The sequence below is a fragment of the Acinetobacter legionensis genome, from assembly GCF_048551735.1.
In the GTDB taxonomy this organism is placed as follows: domain Bacteria; phylum Pseudomonadota; class Gammaproteobacteria; order Pseudomonadales; family Moraxellaceae; genus Acinetobacter.
Genome location: NZ_JBIMBV010000026.1, coordinates 38,992 through 55,194, shown reverse-complemented (window position 1 = coordinate 55,194; position 16,203 = coordinate 38,992). Strand labels below are relative to the sequence as shown.

The 16,203-nt window shown below is 36.4% G+C and carries 12 protein-coding genes; 4 read left to right on the top strand and 8 right to left on the bottom strand.

Annotation, left to right across the window (positions count from 1 at the left end; genetic code table 11):
• Positions 1-142 precede the first annotated feature (142 nt).
• On the top strand, positions 143-568 hold the full coding sequence (locus tag ACG9ZL_RS18915) for a hypothetical protein (RefSeq protein ID WP_336952885.1): 426 nt from the start codon (positions 143-145) through the stop codon (positions 566-568).
• A gap of 46 nt (positions 569-614) precedes the next feature.
• Here ACG9ZL_RS18915 and ACG9ZL_RS18910 read toward each other — a convergent pair whose 3' ends face one another.
• The 3 genes from ACG9ZL_RS18910 to ACG9ZL_RS18900 form a co-directional block, all read right to left on the bottom strand.
• Positions 615-4,211 (bottom strand): AAA family ATPase, encoded by a 3,597-nt coding sequence (locus ACG9ZL_RS18910; RefSeq protein WP_419361213.1) that lies wholly within the window; start codon positions 4,209-4,211, stop codon positions 615-617.
• A 9-nt stretch (positions 4,212-4,220) separates the two neighbouring features.
• Positions 4,221-5,474, bottom strand: coding sequence for an exonuclease SbcCD subunit D (gene sbcD / locus ACG9ZL_RS18905; RefSeq protein ID WP_419361211.1), 1,254 nt, complete (start codon positions 5,472-5,474; stop codon positions 4,221-4,223).
• A 206-nt stretch (positions 5,475-5,680) separates the two neighbouring features.
• On the bottom strand, positions 5,681-6,058 hold the full coding sequence (locus tag ACG9ZL_RS18900) for a VOC family protein (RefSeq protein WP_419361210.1): 378 nt from the start codon (positions 6,056-6,058) through the stop codon (positions 5,681-5,683).
• Positions 6,059-6,164: 106 nt separating this feature from the next.
• Between ACG9ZL_RS18900 and ACG9ZL_RS18895 the strand changes: the two genes are divergently transcribed.
• Positions 6,165-6,551 (top strand): hypothetical protein, encoded by a 387-nt coding sequence (locus tag ACG9ZL_RS18895; protein WP_419361207.1) that lies wholly within the window; start codon positions 6,165-6,167, stop codon positions 6,549-6,551.
• 107 nt (positions 6,552-6,658) lie between these two features.
• Here the strand turns inward: ACG9ZL_RS18895 and ntrR are convergent, their stop codons facing one another.
• The 4 genes from ntrR to ACG9ZL_RS18875 all read right to left on the bottom strand — a co-directional run bounded on the left by ntrR (position 6,659) and on the right by ACG9ZL_RS18875 (position 11,261).
• Positions 6,659-7,399, bottom strand: coding sequence for an ADPR responsive transcriptional repressor NtrR (gene ntrR, locus ACG9ZL_RS18890; protein ID WP_419327577.1), 741 nt, complete (start codon positions 7,397-7,399; stop codon positions 6,659-6,661).
• Positions 7,400-7,564: 165 nt separating this feature from the next.
• Entirely contained in the window at positions 7,565-9,061 is a 1,497-nt protein-coding gene (locus ACG9ZL_RS18885) for a nicotinate phosphoribosyltransferase (RefSeq protein WP_419361205.1), read from the bottom strand.
• An 18-nt stretch (positions 9,062-9,079) separates the two neighbouring features.
• Positions 9,080-9,973 carry a phosphoribosyltransferase family protein gene (locus ACG9ZL_RS18880; protein ID WP_419361202.1) on the bottom strand — a complete coding sequence of 298 codons (894 nt, stop codon included), beginning with the start codon at positions 9,971-9,973 and terminating at the stop codon, positions 9,080-9,082.
• Positions 9,974-10,556: 583 nt separating this feature from the next.
• Positions 10,557-11,261 (bottom strand): nitroreductase, encoded by a 705-nt coding sequence (locus ACG9ZL_RS18875; protein ID WP_419361199.1) that lies wholly within the window; start codon positions 11,259-11,261, stop codon positions 10,557-10,559.
• Between the two features lie 418 nt (positions 11,262-11,679).
• On the opposite strand from ACG9ZL_RS18875, the gene ACG9ZL_RS18870 reads away from it, so the two are divergent.
• Positions 11,680-12,924, top strand: coding sequence for a DcaP family trimeric outer membrane transporter (locus ACG9ZL_RS18870; RefSeq protein WP_336952875.1), 1,245 nt, complete (start codon positions 11,680-11,682; stop codon positions 12,922-12,924).
• Between the two features lie 550 nt (positions 12,925-13,474).
• Entirely contained in the window at positions 13,475-14,710 is a 1,236-nt protein-coding gene (gltS, locus tag ACG9ZL_RS18865; RefSeq protein WP_336952874.1) for a sodium/glutamate symporter, read from the top strand.
• 41 nt (positions 14,711-14,751) lie between these two features.
• Here the strand turns inward: gltS and chrA are convergent, their stop codons facing one another.
• Positions 14,752-15,960: a chromate efflux transporter gene (chrA, locus tag ACG9ZL_RS18860; RefSeq protein WP_419361196.1), complete on the bottom strand. Its 1,209-nt coding sequence runs from the start codon at positions 15,958-15,960 to the stop codon at positions 14,752-14,754.
• Between the last annotated feature and the right edge of the window lie 243 nt (positions 15,961-16,203).

Sequence of the window (16,203 nt, the reverse complement as noted above, 5' to 3'; positions counted from 1 at the left end):
TTCAAAGTTAAGATGATGGTATGACAATTTTATATACTCCATAAACCCTTTAAATTAATTAGGTGGTTTATGTCGCACTTCAAGTTTTACTCTGCCCATTCTTAAAATAAAGAATGCCTATTATTAAACTTAATGAAATTAAATGAAAACTATAAAGAGTTTTAATCCAATGAAATTACTAAAAATATACACTGTAATCTTAATGGGCATGGTGTCTACGCAAGTATTTGCAAATCCTATTGAAGATCAATATAAAGTCCTTATTAAACCTCAGCCCAGTTATGCCAAATTTCAAGAAAACTTTGATACGATCCTTGGTAAAATTGAAGAAATAACGGAACGTGTAACTCAAATACAGGACAAATCTGAGCTTTATCCTATGTGTGTTGCAATACAAAGCTCAATCACTGCTATGAAAAATAATCAAAAATATAAGGCTCAATATGATCGTGACTATAAGCAGTTTGATACGACATTTGATGAAACTTTAGCAGAAGCCACACAAGGCTTGAGTGATAAAAAAGAAATTTGTGATCAAGCTAAACAAGCGTATTTAGAACATAAATAAATACGATGAGTTTATGTTTTAGAGGAGGGTGGCCTCCTCATTTATTCTAACTCACCACTTCAAGCGTACTTGCACCCGCCCCTAAAGGGCGTACCTGAATTTGCACAGGAATACGTTCATGCATTTCCTGTATATGTGAAATCAATACAACTTTACGCCCTTGATTTTGCAGTTGATCTAATGCATTCATGACCATATGTAATGAAGATGCATCCAATGTACCAAAACCTTCATCGATAAAGAGAGATTCAATTTTCATTGAACCTGATGCCATATTGGCAATTGCCAAAGATAAGGCAAGGGCAGTCAAGAATGACTCACCTCCTGAAAGTGAGGCAACCGAACGGGTTTCACCATCCATATCATGGTCAATGATGGCAAGGCTGAGTGAATTATCTAATCGTTTTAAGGTATAACGTTGAGACAACATCGCCAATTGTTGGTTGGCATGTTCGAGTAAAATATCCAGATTATACTGTTGTGCATAATCACGGAATTTCTTACCCGTCGCATCTCCCATTAAGTCTGAAATTTTGCCCCAGCGATGTTCTTCCTGTTGTACTTGTTGAATCTGATCAGCAAATTGCTTTTGCTTAGCAACATTTTGTTGATGCAATTCAAGTTTGAGTTTTAACTGATCGCGGATTTCAAATTGGGTTTTTAGCGTATTCGCATTATTCAAAATCAATTGTTGTAACTGTTCAAAATCAATTTCGGGTTGATGAAGCGTATGTTCAGTTAATTGCTCTTGTATGGTGTTAAGTGCTGAATTGGCCTCATTTAACATTCGTTCAGCATGTTGCAGTTGTTGGCGAATCTGTTGTTCTTGTACCGCTGTGATTTGAGCCAAAAGCTCTAAATCATCAGGCTGAAAAGCTGGATGCTGAGTAAGCCATTGCTGAATATCCTGATTCACTAGATTGAGGTTATTCTGATTGTGTTGTTGCTGAGCGTTGAGTTGTTCGAGCTGACTTTTTTCTTGCTCAAATTGATTGCGTAATTGATTAAAACTTTGCTTTTGTTGTTGGTAAAGCGTCTGAATTTTTTGGTATTCATGGTCATACTGCGTTAACCATTCATTTGGCTTAACTTCGGTTAATCCCGTCATATTTTGAATGAGTTGATTTGCCAATTCTGTGTTTTGTTGCCCTTTCAGTTTTATCTCGTTCAAGCTGTGAGCAGTTTCAGAAATGTGTTTGGCTGTATTCGCTATATTGAGTTGAGTTGTATTGAGTTGCTGTAGATATTGATCATGCTGTTTCGACAATAACTCAAGCTGTTCAAGCTGTTGTGTACGCGTATTTAATTGGCTCAAGATATATTGTGCTGTGGTGATACTGTACTGTTGCCATGCATTTTTTTCACGATCAGCTAAGCAACTGACAATATGTTGTACCTGATTGTGTAGGTTATTGGCATTTTGCAATAAATGTTCAGTGTGTTGAATGCTTTGACTTAATTGTTGCTGAATTTTGATGCTTTGAATCCATTGCTTAGATTGTGCTTCCAATTGTTGAATATCAAACTGATATTGCTGGGTAAGTTGCTCCAATTGTTGCTTAATTTCAGATTGTGTATGAGTTACGTTCAGCGGGATTTGGGCTGATTGACCTTGTTCAATACATAGCTGTTGTATGACGGTTATTTTTTCAGTCACATTTTGAAGAGTAGTCTTAAGCTGTTGCTGTTCGACACTCAATTTGGTCAAGTTTTGTTGAGCCGCTTGCCAAAGGTTAAAGGTTTGTTGTTCTTTGAGCGTGGCTTGTTGTTCCTGTTGCTGTTGTAGCTCAAATAGTACTTTAGATATAGCAGAATCATCAAGGTGATAGGGATGGGTTGTGCTTCCACAAACAACACAAGGTTGACCATCTATTAATTCAGCTCTTAAATGTTCCACATTTTCAGCATGTAATAAGCGTTGTTGTTGTAAAACCTCTTGCAGTTTTAAACGGGCTTGTTTCGCCGTTTGGAAATCTTGTTCAGCCTGTATTGTGGTTTTTTCTAGTTGTTGAAATTGTTCCGAGCAACGTTTCAATCGGTCATTAAGCTGCTGAGATTCAATCTTTAATTCAAAAAACTGGGCTAATTTTTGCTGTAAGGTAGCCAATTGGTTGAGTTGGCTCAGTTTAAATTCACGTTGTTGGCGCGTTTGTTCAAGCTGAGTTTCAAGTTGCTCCGCAGTTCCAAATTGATGAATTGAGTCTTGTAATTGTGTTTTTTGCTCAATTAATTTCGTTTCAGCCTGAGACAGGTTCCCTAATTGATTTTCAATAGATTGATAGTGCTGAATAAATTGGGTTAACTGTTGCACATGTGCAGTTAAACCTTTATCCAAACTTGAGAACTGCTGAGAGTCTGCAAGTTGCTGTTTTAAAAGATTTCGTTTTTCTGTAATCTGCTGAATATGATGTTCAAGTTGTTGTTGTTGATTGAGTAGTGGGGTTTTAGACGATTCTAAATCATTTAATCTGGTCTGAATTTTCTTAAATTCGACCCCAATAAAATCCCGCTCCTGAATACATTTCCGTACTTCACTCAAAGATCCACGATGGGTATTTTCGAAATTTTGCTGAACAGTTAAAGCCGTTTCAGTTTGGAGGAAACGGGTCTTTTCAGTGTCAAATTGAACTTGTAATGCATCAAAAAGCTGTTGTTGTTTTTGAGTTTGTGGTGCGAGTTGCTGTTGGGTTTTTATCAGTTGTTGCTTTTGAAAAATACTAGAACGAATCTCTGAGAATATTTCTAAACGATTTAAACGTTCACGCTCAGGGATTAAGCCTTGTTGCGCTTGTAACTGTGTATTAAGCAACTGTTGCTTAACGACAATTTCATTATTCAGTTTTTGTTTACGCTCAAACCATTGCTGTTGTTTTTCAAGTTGCGATTTTTCATCTTCAAGTTTTTTATAGTCTTGATTGATGTGTTGGAATTGCATCTGTAATTCAGCGGCATCTTCCTCAGCGAGGAGTTCAATATGACCGAGAAGGTTTTCCAAATCCTTACGTTTTGATGCCACCAATTTGGTTTTTTCGTAGGCCAATTGACCGACTTTTCCAAAAATGGATGAATTGGTTAAATACTCAAGTAATTCACCACGTTCATTGTCACGTGCTTTTAAGAAGGCTGTAACTTCGGACTGTGCCAAAAGAACTGCACGAGTAAATTGCTCAAAACTCAGTTGGGTAATTTTATAGATCGCTGATTCAACGGCTTTGGCTTTATCTGCGACTACCGTTCCATCAGTTAAGCATTTTAAATAGCGTTGGACACTTTGTAGTTTTCCATCTACTTTTTCACGGGAACGTTTAAGTTCCCAGCGTGCCAAATAATGCTTTTGATCTTGTGCCACAAAACATAATTCAGCAAAGCCGTGTGCGGTACCACGGCGGAGTACAGTCAGTGGTGAGTTGGTTAAAAGTTCAGAGCCATCAATATCCTGTAATTTACCATCACTGTCTTTTAAACGTGGGATTTTATTAAATAGAGCAAGGCACATGGCATCCAAAATGGTTGATTTTCCTGCTCCTGTTTTTCCAACAATCGCCACTAAACCTGCTGAAGCTAAAGGTTCAGATTCAAAATCTATAAAATGTTCACCCGAAAGAGACGCGAGATTTTTGAGTCGTATAGATAAAATTTTCACGGCAAACTCCTATGCGTCATTTTCATTTTCAAGCGTTTTTTCGGCTTCTTGTAATAAGCTTAAAAAGTCTTTCAAGACAGCATCATCATTGGTATAGCCATTTTTTTCCCAAAGTTGTTGAAAGAGTTTTTCTGGTGTCGGTGGTTCTAAATTGATTGAAGTAATTTCATCACTATTTTTTTCTGATGCGAAGTATTGTCTTGAGATGCGAACTAAGCGGTAACGGTTTTTGGGTAAAGCATCTTCAAATTGTTGGCGCAAATTGGGCGGAGGTGGAACATCGGTATGGTATTCAATATCGACATATTCACGCTGATCAATATTTTCAATTTCACCGCTTGCTAATGCCTTTAATTTGGCTAAAACTTCGTTCAATTCCCCTTTAATTTTATGTAGTTGTACACTACGGGGAATAAATACACTTTCAAATGAAACCCGTGACTCATCTATTTTAAGCGGGTCAATATTCACGTCGACAATTTGGTGTTTATAGTTGATTTCACTAAAGGATAAGGGAATAGGTGAACCACTATAACGGATATGTTCCTGACCAACTTTTTGCGGTTTATGTAAATGCCCGAGTGCAACATAATCAATGCTATCTTCAAACAATGTGGTTGAAAGTGCTTCCTCATTGCCAATGATAATAGGCCGTTCAGAATCAGAGGTTTCTCCACCTTGCATATGGGCATGTGACATTAGAATGAGTGCTTGATTATCTGTTTTTCTTTTTCGTGCTTCAGAAATCACCTGTTGATGTAAATAGGCAATGGCATTTTGACTGTTATTGGTTTGTTCGTTAAAACCTGTAATTTCGGCTGGGCGCAGAAACGGTAAGCTTAGGCACCAAGCAATAATATTTTTTTGTTCATCATAAATTGGAATCAGTAAACGATCCAAATCAATTTGACCAAGCTCGTTTTTATGAATCACACCGACGGTTTTGGCGTGATATTTTTCAAGCAGGGGCTCAACTTGTTCAATGCGATAACCTGAATCATGATTACCTGCAATCATTAAGGTTTGCATATGTGGAGCAAGCTGATGTGCATTGGCTAGGAATTGATAGAGTTGTTTCTGCGCAGCAGATGCAGGATTGATGACATCGAATATATCGCCTGCAATTAATAGGGCATGGGGTTGCTTTTCTTTGATTTGAGCTAATAACCACGCTAAAAATTGCTCATGTTCATACTGGCGAGAATGGTTATAGAAGAATTGTCCCAGATGCCAGTCTGAAGTATGAAGAAAGCGTACAGTCATTAGTTGGATAAGCCTTACAGAATTTAAAATGAAGGTAGCACAAATTGAATGCTTAAATCAGCTGTAAGGCCTTAATCACTTAATATGATCTGTATTTTTTATAAAAATTCTTAAAAAATACTCGCTATCTTTTTCTCAACTGTTTCATGCAGCCGAATATAGACAGGTTTTTTCGAACATTTATTTAGATTTTTAATTATTGAATGTTATTTTGCATTGGGATCAACTTGGACTAATCCAAAGGTATTATGATCTGCATCTAAAAAATATCCTTGCCAACATTTATTGGGAATAGCAAATTTCTCCATTGCTACTTGTCCACCCAAAGCTAAAATCTTTTCAGCAGTTGTATCAAAATCTTCAACTTCAAAAGAACAGGTAAAGGCATTGGTTCCGCAATGGGTAGGTGGTGTTTGAGCTGGACGCTCCAATAAGCCACCATGTAGATTGGCTGTTTCAATTTGAAAATATTGAATGGGTAGACCTTCAACTTTGCTAAATTTCCAACCAAAAACTTCATGATAAAATTTAACTTCACGTTCAGGATTTGAAGATTGAATTTCAAAGTAGCTTAGTGCGTTCATCGTTATTATCCAATTTTAAATGTTTTGATTAAGATAATAGAATTTGCAAAGTTGTGATGTATAAATATTGAAAATGAAAGAATGAGGCAGTTAAAAGTGATGTGTTATGGATAAAGAAAAATTACATGAATTACGCGCAAAAATTACCATTTCAATCGCAGATGCTTGCGCTTTATTAAAACAATATGATGAGATAGCACATTGCATACAAGTTTATCATGAGCAGAATATTGAAAAAATTTGTGCAGCAACAGATTGTAAAGTGGAGCTTGCACGAGAATATTATGATGATCCTAGATATCATCCCAATCTTGAAAAAATCATTCAAAAAATTAATGAATTTAATCAACGTACAATCAAATTGAGTATAGATGAAAATCCAAAATATGTTGATAAAGTGGGTTTCTTTATTTGGGCAGAAGATGAAAATTTAGAGAGGATACAAAATAAAGGCAATAGAACTTATTTTATTCCGCAATCTGAAGTAATTTAGTGATGTCGATAAGTGAAGACAAAGCTTTTAAGCTTATTGCGTAAATCCCTTTGATTAATCTTTCTAAAGTTTTCATTGTTTGCTGTTATCCAAGTAATACAAAGCGCTTAAGTGGTTTCCCTTGGATACTCTAAAATTCGAGGAAAATGGAAATCATAACTTTGTAGTGCAAACTTATACAATTGAGCAGGGCGTTTGCCCGCAATCTTAGATTGATCTGTTTCCTCAACTGCGCCAGCTTCAATCATACGCCGTCTAAATGACTTCTTCTCTAAACTTTGTCCCAAAATAATTTCATAAATCTGCTGTAACTCAGTCAAAGTAAACAGTTGAGGCATTAAACTGACGGGTAAGGCTGTATAACGTGCCTTACTACTTAAACGGTCAACAGCCATATCTAAAAGCTCTAAATGATCAAAAGCCAAGTCTAATTTTTTTGCCTCAGCAATTGAAATCCATTCACTATATTCATTTTGTTCAGTGGCAATCTGTTGAAACGCTTTGAAATCGATCAGGGCAAAATATAAAGCTGTTACAGCCCACCCACGAGGATCACGTGTTGCATTGCCAACCGTCGCAACTTGTTCCAAATGCGGTGATTGAAGTCCAGTTTTTTCAACCAATTTACGATGTGCTGTTGTCATCAAATCTTGATCTTTAGACAAATCGACAAAACCACCTGGGAGTGCCCATTTATCTTTTTGTGGGAAATTGGAACGTTTAATCAATAAAACTTGTAGCTGACCTGCATTAACAGAAAAAATCGCCATATCTACTGTAAGTAATGGGGATTCATAATCCTTTTTATTATAGTTGGAGAGAAATTCCTGTTCGGAGTTAAAGGTCACTGTAAGGCTCGCTTAATTTTATTAAAGTAACGGATTGTCTTGGATTATTACAGGGTGGAAGAGATTCGCCAAGTAGAAAATATGTTGAGTAAAATGAGATTGGCAATGGTGCAGCCTAAGCACAGAAACCTTGCAATAAAAAAGCAAGGTTTCTGAAAATGATTGTTATAACTGATTTGCCAATCGCTCCCGAATTTCATTCAAACGACACGCTCGAATCAATTGCCCATTTTCAAACACTGTTTTTAACTCACCTTGTTGCTCTTGTTCCATGGTTTGCTGATCAAATAACACAAATCCGTCTTCAGTTTTTTCTACACGAAGTAAACCTTTAGCGGATTTCTTTATACCAGAATCAGTGATTGGATCTTTAAACAATTCACGTGGAACACCATTGACTTGTCCCCAAGTGGCTTTAACTGCAAAACCAAATGTGTCACGCGTTAAATAGTTATAAGTATAACTACCGATACCAAATACCAGATTATTTGAAGCATAGCCCTTAGCTTCTAGCCCTTGAAGAATATTTAAAGCACGTTCCAAAGTAATCGAGTCACCATAAATCAAACCAACACGCTCATTTAAAACTTTATAGCCTTGATCTGTTTCGGTTCCGCCAAAGATTTCCCATAAACATTGCACAGCGCCTTTATAAGCTGGACTACCCATTTCAGCTTCTGAGTCACCGCAAATGATTTTTACAGGATCACCAGAGTCAGGACGAAAAACCAATTTAGCCAAACCTAAAGCATTTGGCTGGCGAGCTAGAATTTCGTCTTTTAACTCCACAGTAAATTCTGTAATTACTCGCCAAAAATCCCAAGTATCCGATACGATACTGACCATACCTGATGGATAAAGCTCAGTGATTAAACGTCTAAAAGTTTCAATTTCATTGTCTTCACTGCCCATACACATCACACTATGTTCGGTTGCGGGAACCGAAACACCTACAATGCCTTCCGCATCGTAATATTCTTCTGCATAATCAATCGCTGAAACCGCGTCTGTACCGATAAAGCTGGTTAAATGTCCTACACCATTTTGTGTGGCATCATAAATCCCACTCATTCCGCGACTACTAAAATCATGCCCTTGTACAGCAACGAAGTCTAAAGGTACACCTGTTTTAATCGCATATGTTGTCAGTAAGCGTTTGTATTCAAATGCAATCGTTGCTGTAGTACAACTTTTCCATAATTCAGCGCTGAGTACTGTTTCTAAGTAGTTGGTTAACCAAAAGAACTCAGGCAGGGTATTTACAATAGTGAGGACAGGTACTTTTATATTGACACGACTGCCTTCTTCTAATGCTTTTATCCGAATCGGTAAATAGCCTAAGTCATATAAAGCTTCAATATGATCGACAGGAACTGCACCTTCGCCCAATGCGTTATCCATTCTACGTTTATATCTAGCAATGACTTTTGCCTTATCTTGTTGGAAAAAACCTTCATTCCAAGTTTCAATCAAAAAGTGTTTGATAAAGCCTTGTAAGCCAAAGAACACGATTTTATCGTCGAAGTCAGGCAACATTTTCGCTAAACGAGAAGAGCGTGGCGTGAAATTGGCATAAACATATTCTGTGCCAACAGGATACTGACGTCTGTGATCTGCTTTATAAAAGTCAATTGCATTCAGTGGATTGATTTTTAAGCTCATTGTTATTCTCCAAAATAATTAAAATGAATTGAAACGACTAAATGAAATGACGTTTAGATTTGGATGTTCAGTTTGAGGAAAGCTCGATGTCGTAAAAATTTGGTCAACCAAGCCTTCAAATACGTGCATACCTTTACTAAAGATCCCGTGAGTCACATATAAAATCACATGTTGGCAATTTAATTTTTTTAACTCTTGTGCAATACCAATAAAAGTTGCACCACCATCACAAATATCGTCCGTGATCACAGCTGTTTTGCCCGTTAAATCAGTTGCGTTGACTTGAGCATTCTGAATTTTTCCTGTGACGGCATCACGTTTTTTTTCACAGTAGACCATTTCGATTTCGTGATCTCGTAAGCTATTGATGACTTTGGCAATCATTTTGGTCCGTTGTTTTGCACCTGCATCTGGACAGATTAAAACGGTGTCTTGAGCAATTAAAATGTCTTGTAACTTTGAATTTTGCAGAATGATTTCACTGGGTTGAACATTCTCAATCTCAAAAAAATGGGTATTTTCATTTAAAAGTTTTTCAGTAACACAACTATGTGCATCCCAAACTTTGATTGATTTACGTTGTTGTGGAAATTGTTCAGCATTGATATTTAATAATTTTGTCATTAGTTCTAATGAGAATGCCTGTCCCATCGCACAGATTCGATCTTGGCGTGCGTATGGAAAATAAGGGATTTCCAAATCAATTTCTAAACCTTGATTGAGTAATACATTTTCAATTAACAAGTAATCCATCAAATCTTGCGTGTTACTGATTTTGGCTTGAATCTGAATTTGCCCTTTCAACGTTTTTAACGTATCTGCTGAAATTTGAACATGTCGTTCACCACCCGCAAACTGGATATTTTGAATAGGGATAATATTGTTGTTTGAATCTTTGACTTGGATAGACATGTTGCTTATACCTATAAGGTGGCTTATTGCCAATACATATATAGTGTCATAAAGCCTATTTAATTATCAATATTACTTTACAAAAGATTACAAACCTGGGTATTAGATGCTTTTTGATTGGATTTTTATTTAAGTCATTGTTTTATTTTGTAATATTTGGTGTGTGAGAGCGTGCTGATTTTTAATGCTGTCTGTTATTCGAGATTTAACAGGTTTTAATCCCTAGACATTTATTATGTAAGAAAAAGCAGGGGATCGCTAAAAGACGATAGCTATATAAAAGACAGCTACGATAAAAAGCCCTTACTATAAGAAAACATGTACTTTAAAAAGTCAGGAGGGATGATTCATTCGTTGAAATATTCATGTTCAACTGATACAGAACAATAAATCTTTTAAAAATCAAAAAATGCTCATGTGGAGTAAATCATATTGGTATTGAAAGTTCCTTCTCCACCTTTCGAGAAGGTTAGGATGAGGAACTTTTATGTTGAACTCAGTTTTTAAAAGGGCTTTTGAAAGAAGCCGAATAAAAATATTTTAAAATGATTTAAATTATTGAAGGCTGTTAAATAAAGTCGCTCTAATCCAAGAACACGCTAAAGTTTTCAACAGATTCACGCGGGGTAATAAATGTATTTACAATATGGTCTGGATCGGCATAACCCAACACAACAGCACAGACTAACTCCTCATCATCAGGTGCATTGAGTACCTCTAAGACTATACGATGAAAATGATTCCATGCAGCTTGAGGACAACTGTCTATACCACGTGCTTTTGCTGCAATCATGACATTTTGCACCATCATGGAAATGTCCATTTTAGCGCCTGTTCCCATAATTTTATTTACAGTAAAATACAACACAATAGGTGCATCAAAAAGCTGATAATTCCTTAAATGTTGCGCCGCCATTTTTTCTTTTTCGCTTTTTTGAATCGCCAAAAGTCCATACAGCCCCCAACCATTTTCACGACGACGATCAATAAACGGTGAAATCCAAGTGGTCGGGTAGTATGAAAAACTTGCTGTATGCTGTTCGGCGAGTTCTGGTCGGGTAAATAATTCGATTTGTGCAGCACATACACGGTCAATCATTTCTTGGCGCTTATTATCAGTAACTACATATACTTTCCACGGTTGGGTATTTGCTCCAGATGGTGCACGACATGCGACATTTAAAATATCTTTAATAATGGCTAAATCGATAGGTTTATCCAAAAAAGCACGCACTGAATGACGGCTTGTAATTACTTGATCTATTACTTGAACCTGTTCGAAAAACATAAAAATCCTTTATTGGTCTAGTTTTCAATCAAATAAACTATATACGATAGTCGTAGAGGGGTTATATTCATTTTTTGAAATTTTAGCTAAGCCTTAGATTATATAATGATTATAGAAATACTAATCTGAAAAAAGAATTGAAATTAAAGTCTTATTCGATAAAACTGATTTAATAAAGGGGTTGAGTTACGCTAGATTACAAAGGTGTAAGAATTATACACAAATTGTTACTTTTGGGTTTTAACTTAGTTTCAACGCTTTCATAATTTAATAGCAAGCATATATGTGCAAAGTTTTTTTTATGTGGTGTCTGAGAAACTACTGAAGAAAACAAGAAAAATTGATTTTTTAGCAAAGTATTGGGGTTAAAAGATCAAATTGTACGGATGCACATCATAAATAAGGCTAGGAGTATTTAATGAGTCTATTCACAAATCGCAAGTCATTGATCGTCAAAAGTTTAGCATTAACAGTAACAGCTTTGATGGTAAATACAGCTCAAGCTGCTACTGACAGTCAAGAGATTCAACAATTACGCAATGAAGTTCAAGAATTAAAAGCACTTCTTCAGCAACAACAACAGCAAGTGAGATTAGTTGAATCTAAAGTTCAAGCAGCACCATCTTCTTCATCAGTTGGCTTAAAGTCTAAGTCTGGTGCAGATATCAATATTTATGGTTTTGTTCGTGGTGATGCCAACTATATCATTGAAGGCGGTGATGACGACTTCAACAAAATTAGTTCAACTACTGGAGAAGCGAAAGACAAACTCCGCGCGACAGCAAAAACAACACGTATTGGTTTAGATTTTAATACGCCAGTAGGTGATGCTAAAGTTGGTGGTAAAGTTGAAGTTGACTTTGCAGGTAACGGTGTAAATGAAAACCTTCGTATTCGTCATGCTTATTTAACCTATAACAACTGGTTATTCGGTCAAACAACATCTAACTTCCTGTCTAGCCATGCGCCAGAAATGATTGACTTTGCAACTAACGCAGGTGGCGGTACTACACGTATTCCACAAGTACGTTATGCATACAATCTGGCACCAACTACAAAATTATTGGTTGCTGCTGAAGAAGGTAATAGTGCTGGGGCTACAGGTACAGCAGTTAAATATAGTCTTCCTGTGTTAACAGGTAAAATTACACAATCATATGCTGATGGCAACGGTAATGCGTCTGCACGTGTTTTAGTGGAAAACTATAAAGATAACAATGCTGGCAAAGATAAGACGGGATGGGGTGTTGCACTTGGCACAGACTTTAAAGTTGCGGATCCTTTAAAACTTTTTGCTGATGCATCTTATGTGGTGGGCAATAGCAATTACCTATACGGCAGTAACAATGCTTATGCTATTGTAAATGGCGATATTGAGCAGAATGAGTTCACTGCACTTCAAGTGGGTGGTACATATAAAATCTTACCTAATTTGCGTTCGACTTTAGCATATGGCGCATTGTTTGCTGACAACGGTACAGATTTTGCGAAAGCAAACCAAAACGCGAATGAAAAAATTCAACAAGCTTGGTTAAACGTGATCTATTCTCCAGCGAAACCGATTGATTTAGGTATCGAGTATATCAACGGTAAGCGTGAAACTTTCGCGGGTCAATCTTATAAAGATAACCGTGTAGGTTTAATGGCGAAATACAATTTCTAATTCCAGCTTAGAAATTTATTAATCCCAAAAACCGAGGAATGCTCCTCGGTTTTTTATGCATGAGTATTTATAAAAGAAATAGATAAGAAAAAAATATAATTTAAAATGATAGCTAAAATTGTAAAAACGTAAGACATTTGCTAAAAAAAATGCATAATTAACCCACTTTTTTTCTATGTTCATATTATCGTATAGATAAATGACCTGTTTTGGCCTGTTCTTGTAAAGTGAATGACTTATGAGAACTGTATTTCTCATTGTTTGATGAAATGATCTTTTATCAATAATAGGAGTAACATCATGACCATTTTCTTTTCTAAATTTTTGCAGCATTGCAATTCTGTTTATATCTAATCGCTAATGTATTTATCGCGATGAGCCTTTTTGATTTTCAATGTTGAAAATCTGCTTTTTATTTTAATTTTTTGTTGTATATATCAGGCAATTAGGTAATCACTAATTCTGAGTGATTTTAAGTCTGCTACTATTATGGAATAGCATTTCTATACCTATACAACAAAAAATCTAGCCAAAGAATGGACAATTACTTATGGAATTTTCTTTTAATGCCTTCTATACGTTGATTGCAGCAGTCATCGTATTATTATTAGGTCGTTTCCTGGTCAATAAGATTGATTTTCTCCGTAAATATAATATTCCAGAACCTGTTGCTGGGGGACTTGTTGCCGCAATTTTGTCTTTACTCATCCATAATTTCTGGGGCTATAGCATTACCACGAGTAGTGAATTACAAACCAGTTTCATGTTGGTATTTTTCGCTTCGATTGGTTTAAGTGCAAATTTTGCAAAATTAAAAGAAGGCGGTTTTGGTTTAGTCATTTTTTTAATTTGTGTTGCTTCATTTATTGTCGTACAAGACTTTGTTGGGATTGGGTTGGCAACAGTCATGGGGCTAGACCCACTGATTGGTCTGATTGCAGGTTCAATTACGCTCACAGGTGGACATGGTACAGCAGGTGCTTGGGGTGAGATTTTAGAAACCCAGCATGGTATACAAGGTGCTTTAGCGTTGGGTATGGCGAGCGCAACGTTTGGTTTAATTATTGGTGGGATCATCGGTGGTCCATTAGCCAAGTTGCTGATTAACCGTTATCAGCTATCGAACCCAAAAACACAAAAAGAAGTGGATGAGACCAATCAACAAGCCGTTTCTGATCTTGGGGAATATGTTCCATTTGAGTATCCACACCAAGTCCGTTTGATTACTGCAGATAATGCGATTACAACATTGGGACTTTTTGCAGCATGTCTGGCTTTTGCTGAATTCATGACCGGTTACAGTAAAGGGCAATGGTTTGAGCTACCAACATTTGTTTGGGCATTGGCTGGGGGCGTTATTCTTCGTAATGTACTTGAAGGCATTTTAAGAGTTAAAATGTTTGATCGCGCGATCGATGTATTTGGTAATGCAGCACTCTCACTCTACCTTGCGATGGCTTTACTTTCATTAAAACTTTGGCAGTTAGCAGATTTAGCAGGGCCATTGGTGATTATTCTGAGTGCACAAACATTAACGATGGCTTTATATGCCGCCTTCGTGACATTCCGTGTAATGGGAAAAAATTACGATGCAGCTGTATTGGCAGCAGGGCATTGTGGTTTTGGTATGGGTGCTACACCAACAGCTGTTGCAAATATGCAAGCCATTACCAATATGTATGGCCCTTCACATAAAGCATTTTTGATTGTTCCACTTTGTGGTGCATTTTTTGTCGACTTAATTAATGCAACAGTGATTCAATTGATTCTAAAATTTATCGCTTAATTTATGTTTAGATTTAAAAAGCCAGTGATATCACTGGCTTTTTAAATGACATTTAGCAAGGCATAATGAATAAATAAAAGACTAGGAATACTGATAAAAATTGAAATTTTAAGTTCTAAACTCAACAGCATTAAACAGGTGGTGATGATATCTAATGGATTTTCCATGCTTTTTTGTAGCATAGGGATAATCACAGACAGGACAAATCCAACAACTGCAGCATTGATGAGTATCACAGAATTTTGAATATAAGGATTCACAAGTTGCTTAGACCAGTAAGGCAAAGCTAAAAAAACAAAGAAAAAAGAAGGTAAAAAGATCAACAGTGTTGTTATGACAGCATTTACAATGGGAAAAGTTGTAAGGGGCAAATATGCACCAAGATAACTGGCAAAGCTAAAGAGTGGTCCTGGCATAAATTGCGCAAGTGTGTAGCCTAATTCAAAATCTTGTTTGCTGATTAGGCCTGTATCGACAAAATCTTGCTGAAGCATGGGAAGAACCACATGGCCACCACCAAAGACTAAAGCACCTGTTTTATAGAAACTAAAACTGGCTTGAAATAGTAGCTTGTTGGAAAAAAGCATTGCTACGCACAGGGCAAAAAAAATTGAAACAAATCCAATCAACCAGATTGATTTGTGATCATAAGAGCTCGGTAATACATTAAAATTTGCCTGCTGATTACCACTAGCAAAAACATTTGAATCCTTTTGAATGTATTTAAATCGTGTCATTAAAATGGCTAAAATAGCACTACCAAGGATAATCGCAAGTTGTAGCCATGCATTTGAAAATAAGAGTAGCAACACAGTACTGACCAGCATTAAGGTAAATTGTAGTTTGGTTTTACAATAGCTTTTAAACATCTGTAAAAAAGCAAAGACTATAATTGCTAAGATGATTGAGTGAATTGTTGAAAATAAGGCTAGATTAAAAACTGGATGCTGCTGAATGAATCTTGCTAAGCCAAACATTAGCAGTGCTGATGGGAGAGTAAATCCAATCCAAGCGACAATTGCGCCTAAATATCGATGTTGTAAACAACCTATAGCCATGCCCATTTGACTACTACTTGGGCCAGGGAGCATTTGGGTGAGTGCAAGCAGTTGATCATATTGCTGCTCATTTAACCAATTTCTTTTCTCTACAAAAGCTTGTTTAAAGAACACTAAATGCGCCGCTGGACCGCCAAAACTACTACAGCCTAATTTTAAAAAAATCCAAAAAATTTCAAAAAGTGTGGGCATATTTTTAGGATTATTTTAGACATTGATTTTTAAAATCTAATCGAAAATCATGACAGAATAAATAAATACAACAGCAAATCATTGCAAATTATGCTTAGATACAGGCGAATTTAGATTGTGCCATGATCTGAGAGTATATGTCATTGTTAAAGAAAATCTTTGCTTCTTTGTTTTGTGGTTTGTTACTAACTGCATGTGCACACTCACCCGAAAAAAAATCGCAAGCTGGTATATTGGCATCAC

Excerpts from the sequence above, each read along its gene's own strand:
- chrA (WP_419361196.1), bottom strand. The coding sequence starts at position 15,960 with ATGCCCACACTTTTTGAAATTTTTTGGATTTTTTTAAAATTAGGCTGT.
- gltS (WP_336952874.1), top strand. The coding sequence starts at position 13,475 with ATGGAATTTTCTTTTAATGCCTTCTATACGTTGATTGCAGCAGTCATC.
- sbcD (WP_419361211.1), bottom strand. The coding sequence starts at position 5,474 with ATGACTGTACGCTTTCTTCATACTTCAGACTGGCATCTGGGACAATTC.
- ACG9ZL_RS18915 (WP_336952885.1), top strand. The coding sequence starts at position 143 with ATGAAAACTATAAAGAGTTTTAATCCAATGAAATTACTAAAAATATAC.
- ACG9ZL_RS18875 (WP_419361199.1), bottom strand. The coding sequence starts at position 11,261 with ATGTTTTTCGAACAGGTTCAAGTAATAGATCAAGTAATTACAAGCCGT.
- ACG9ZL_RS18895 (WP_419361207.1), top strand. The coding sequence starts at position 6,165 with ATGGATAAAGAAAAATTACATGAATTACGCGCAAAAATTACCATTTCA.
- ACG9ZL_RS18880 (WP_419361202.1), bottom strand. The coding sequence starts at position 9,973 with ATGTCTATCCAAGTCAAAGATTCAAACAACAATATTATCCCTATTCAA.
- ACG9ZL_RS18885 (WP_419361205.1), bottom strand. The coding sequence starts at position 9,061 with ATGAGCTTAAAAATCAATCCACTGAATGCAATTGACTTTTATAAAGCA.
- ACG9ZL_RS18900 (WP_419361210.1), bottom strand. The coding sequence starts at position 6,058 with ATGAACGCACTAAGCTACTTTGAAATTCAATCTTCAAATCCTGAACGT.
- ACG9ZL_RS18870 (WP_336952875.1), top strand. The coding sequence starts at position 11,680 with ATGAGTCTATTCACAAATCGCAAGTCATTGATCGTCAAAAGTTTAGCA.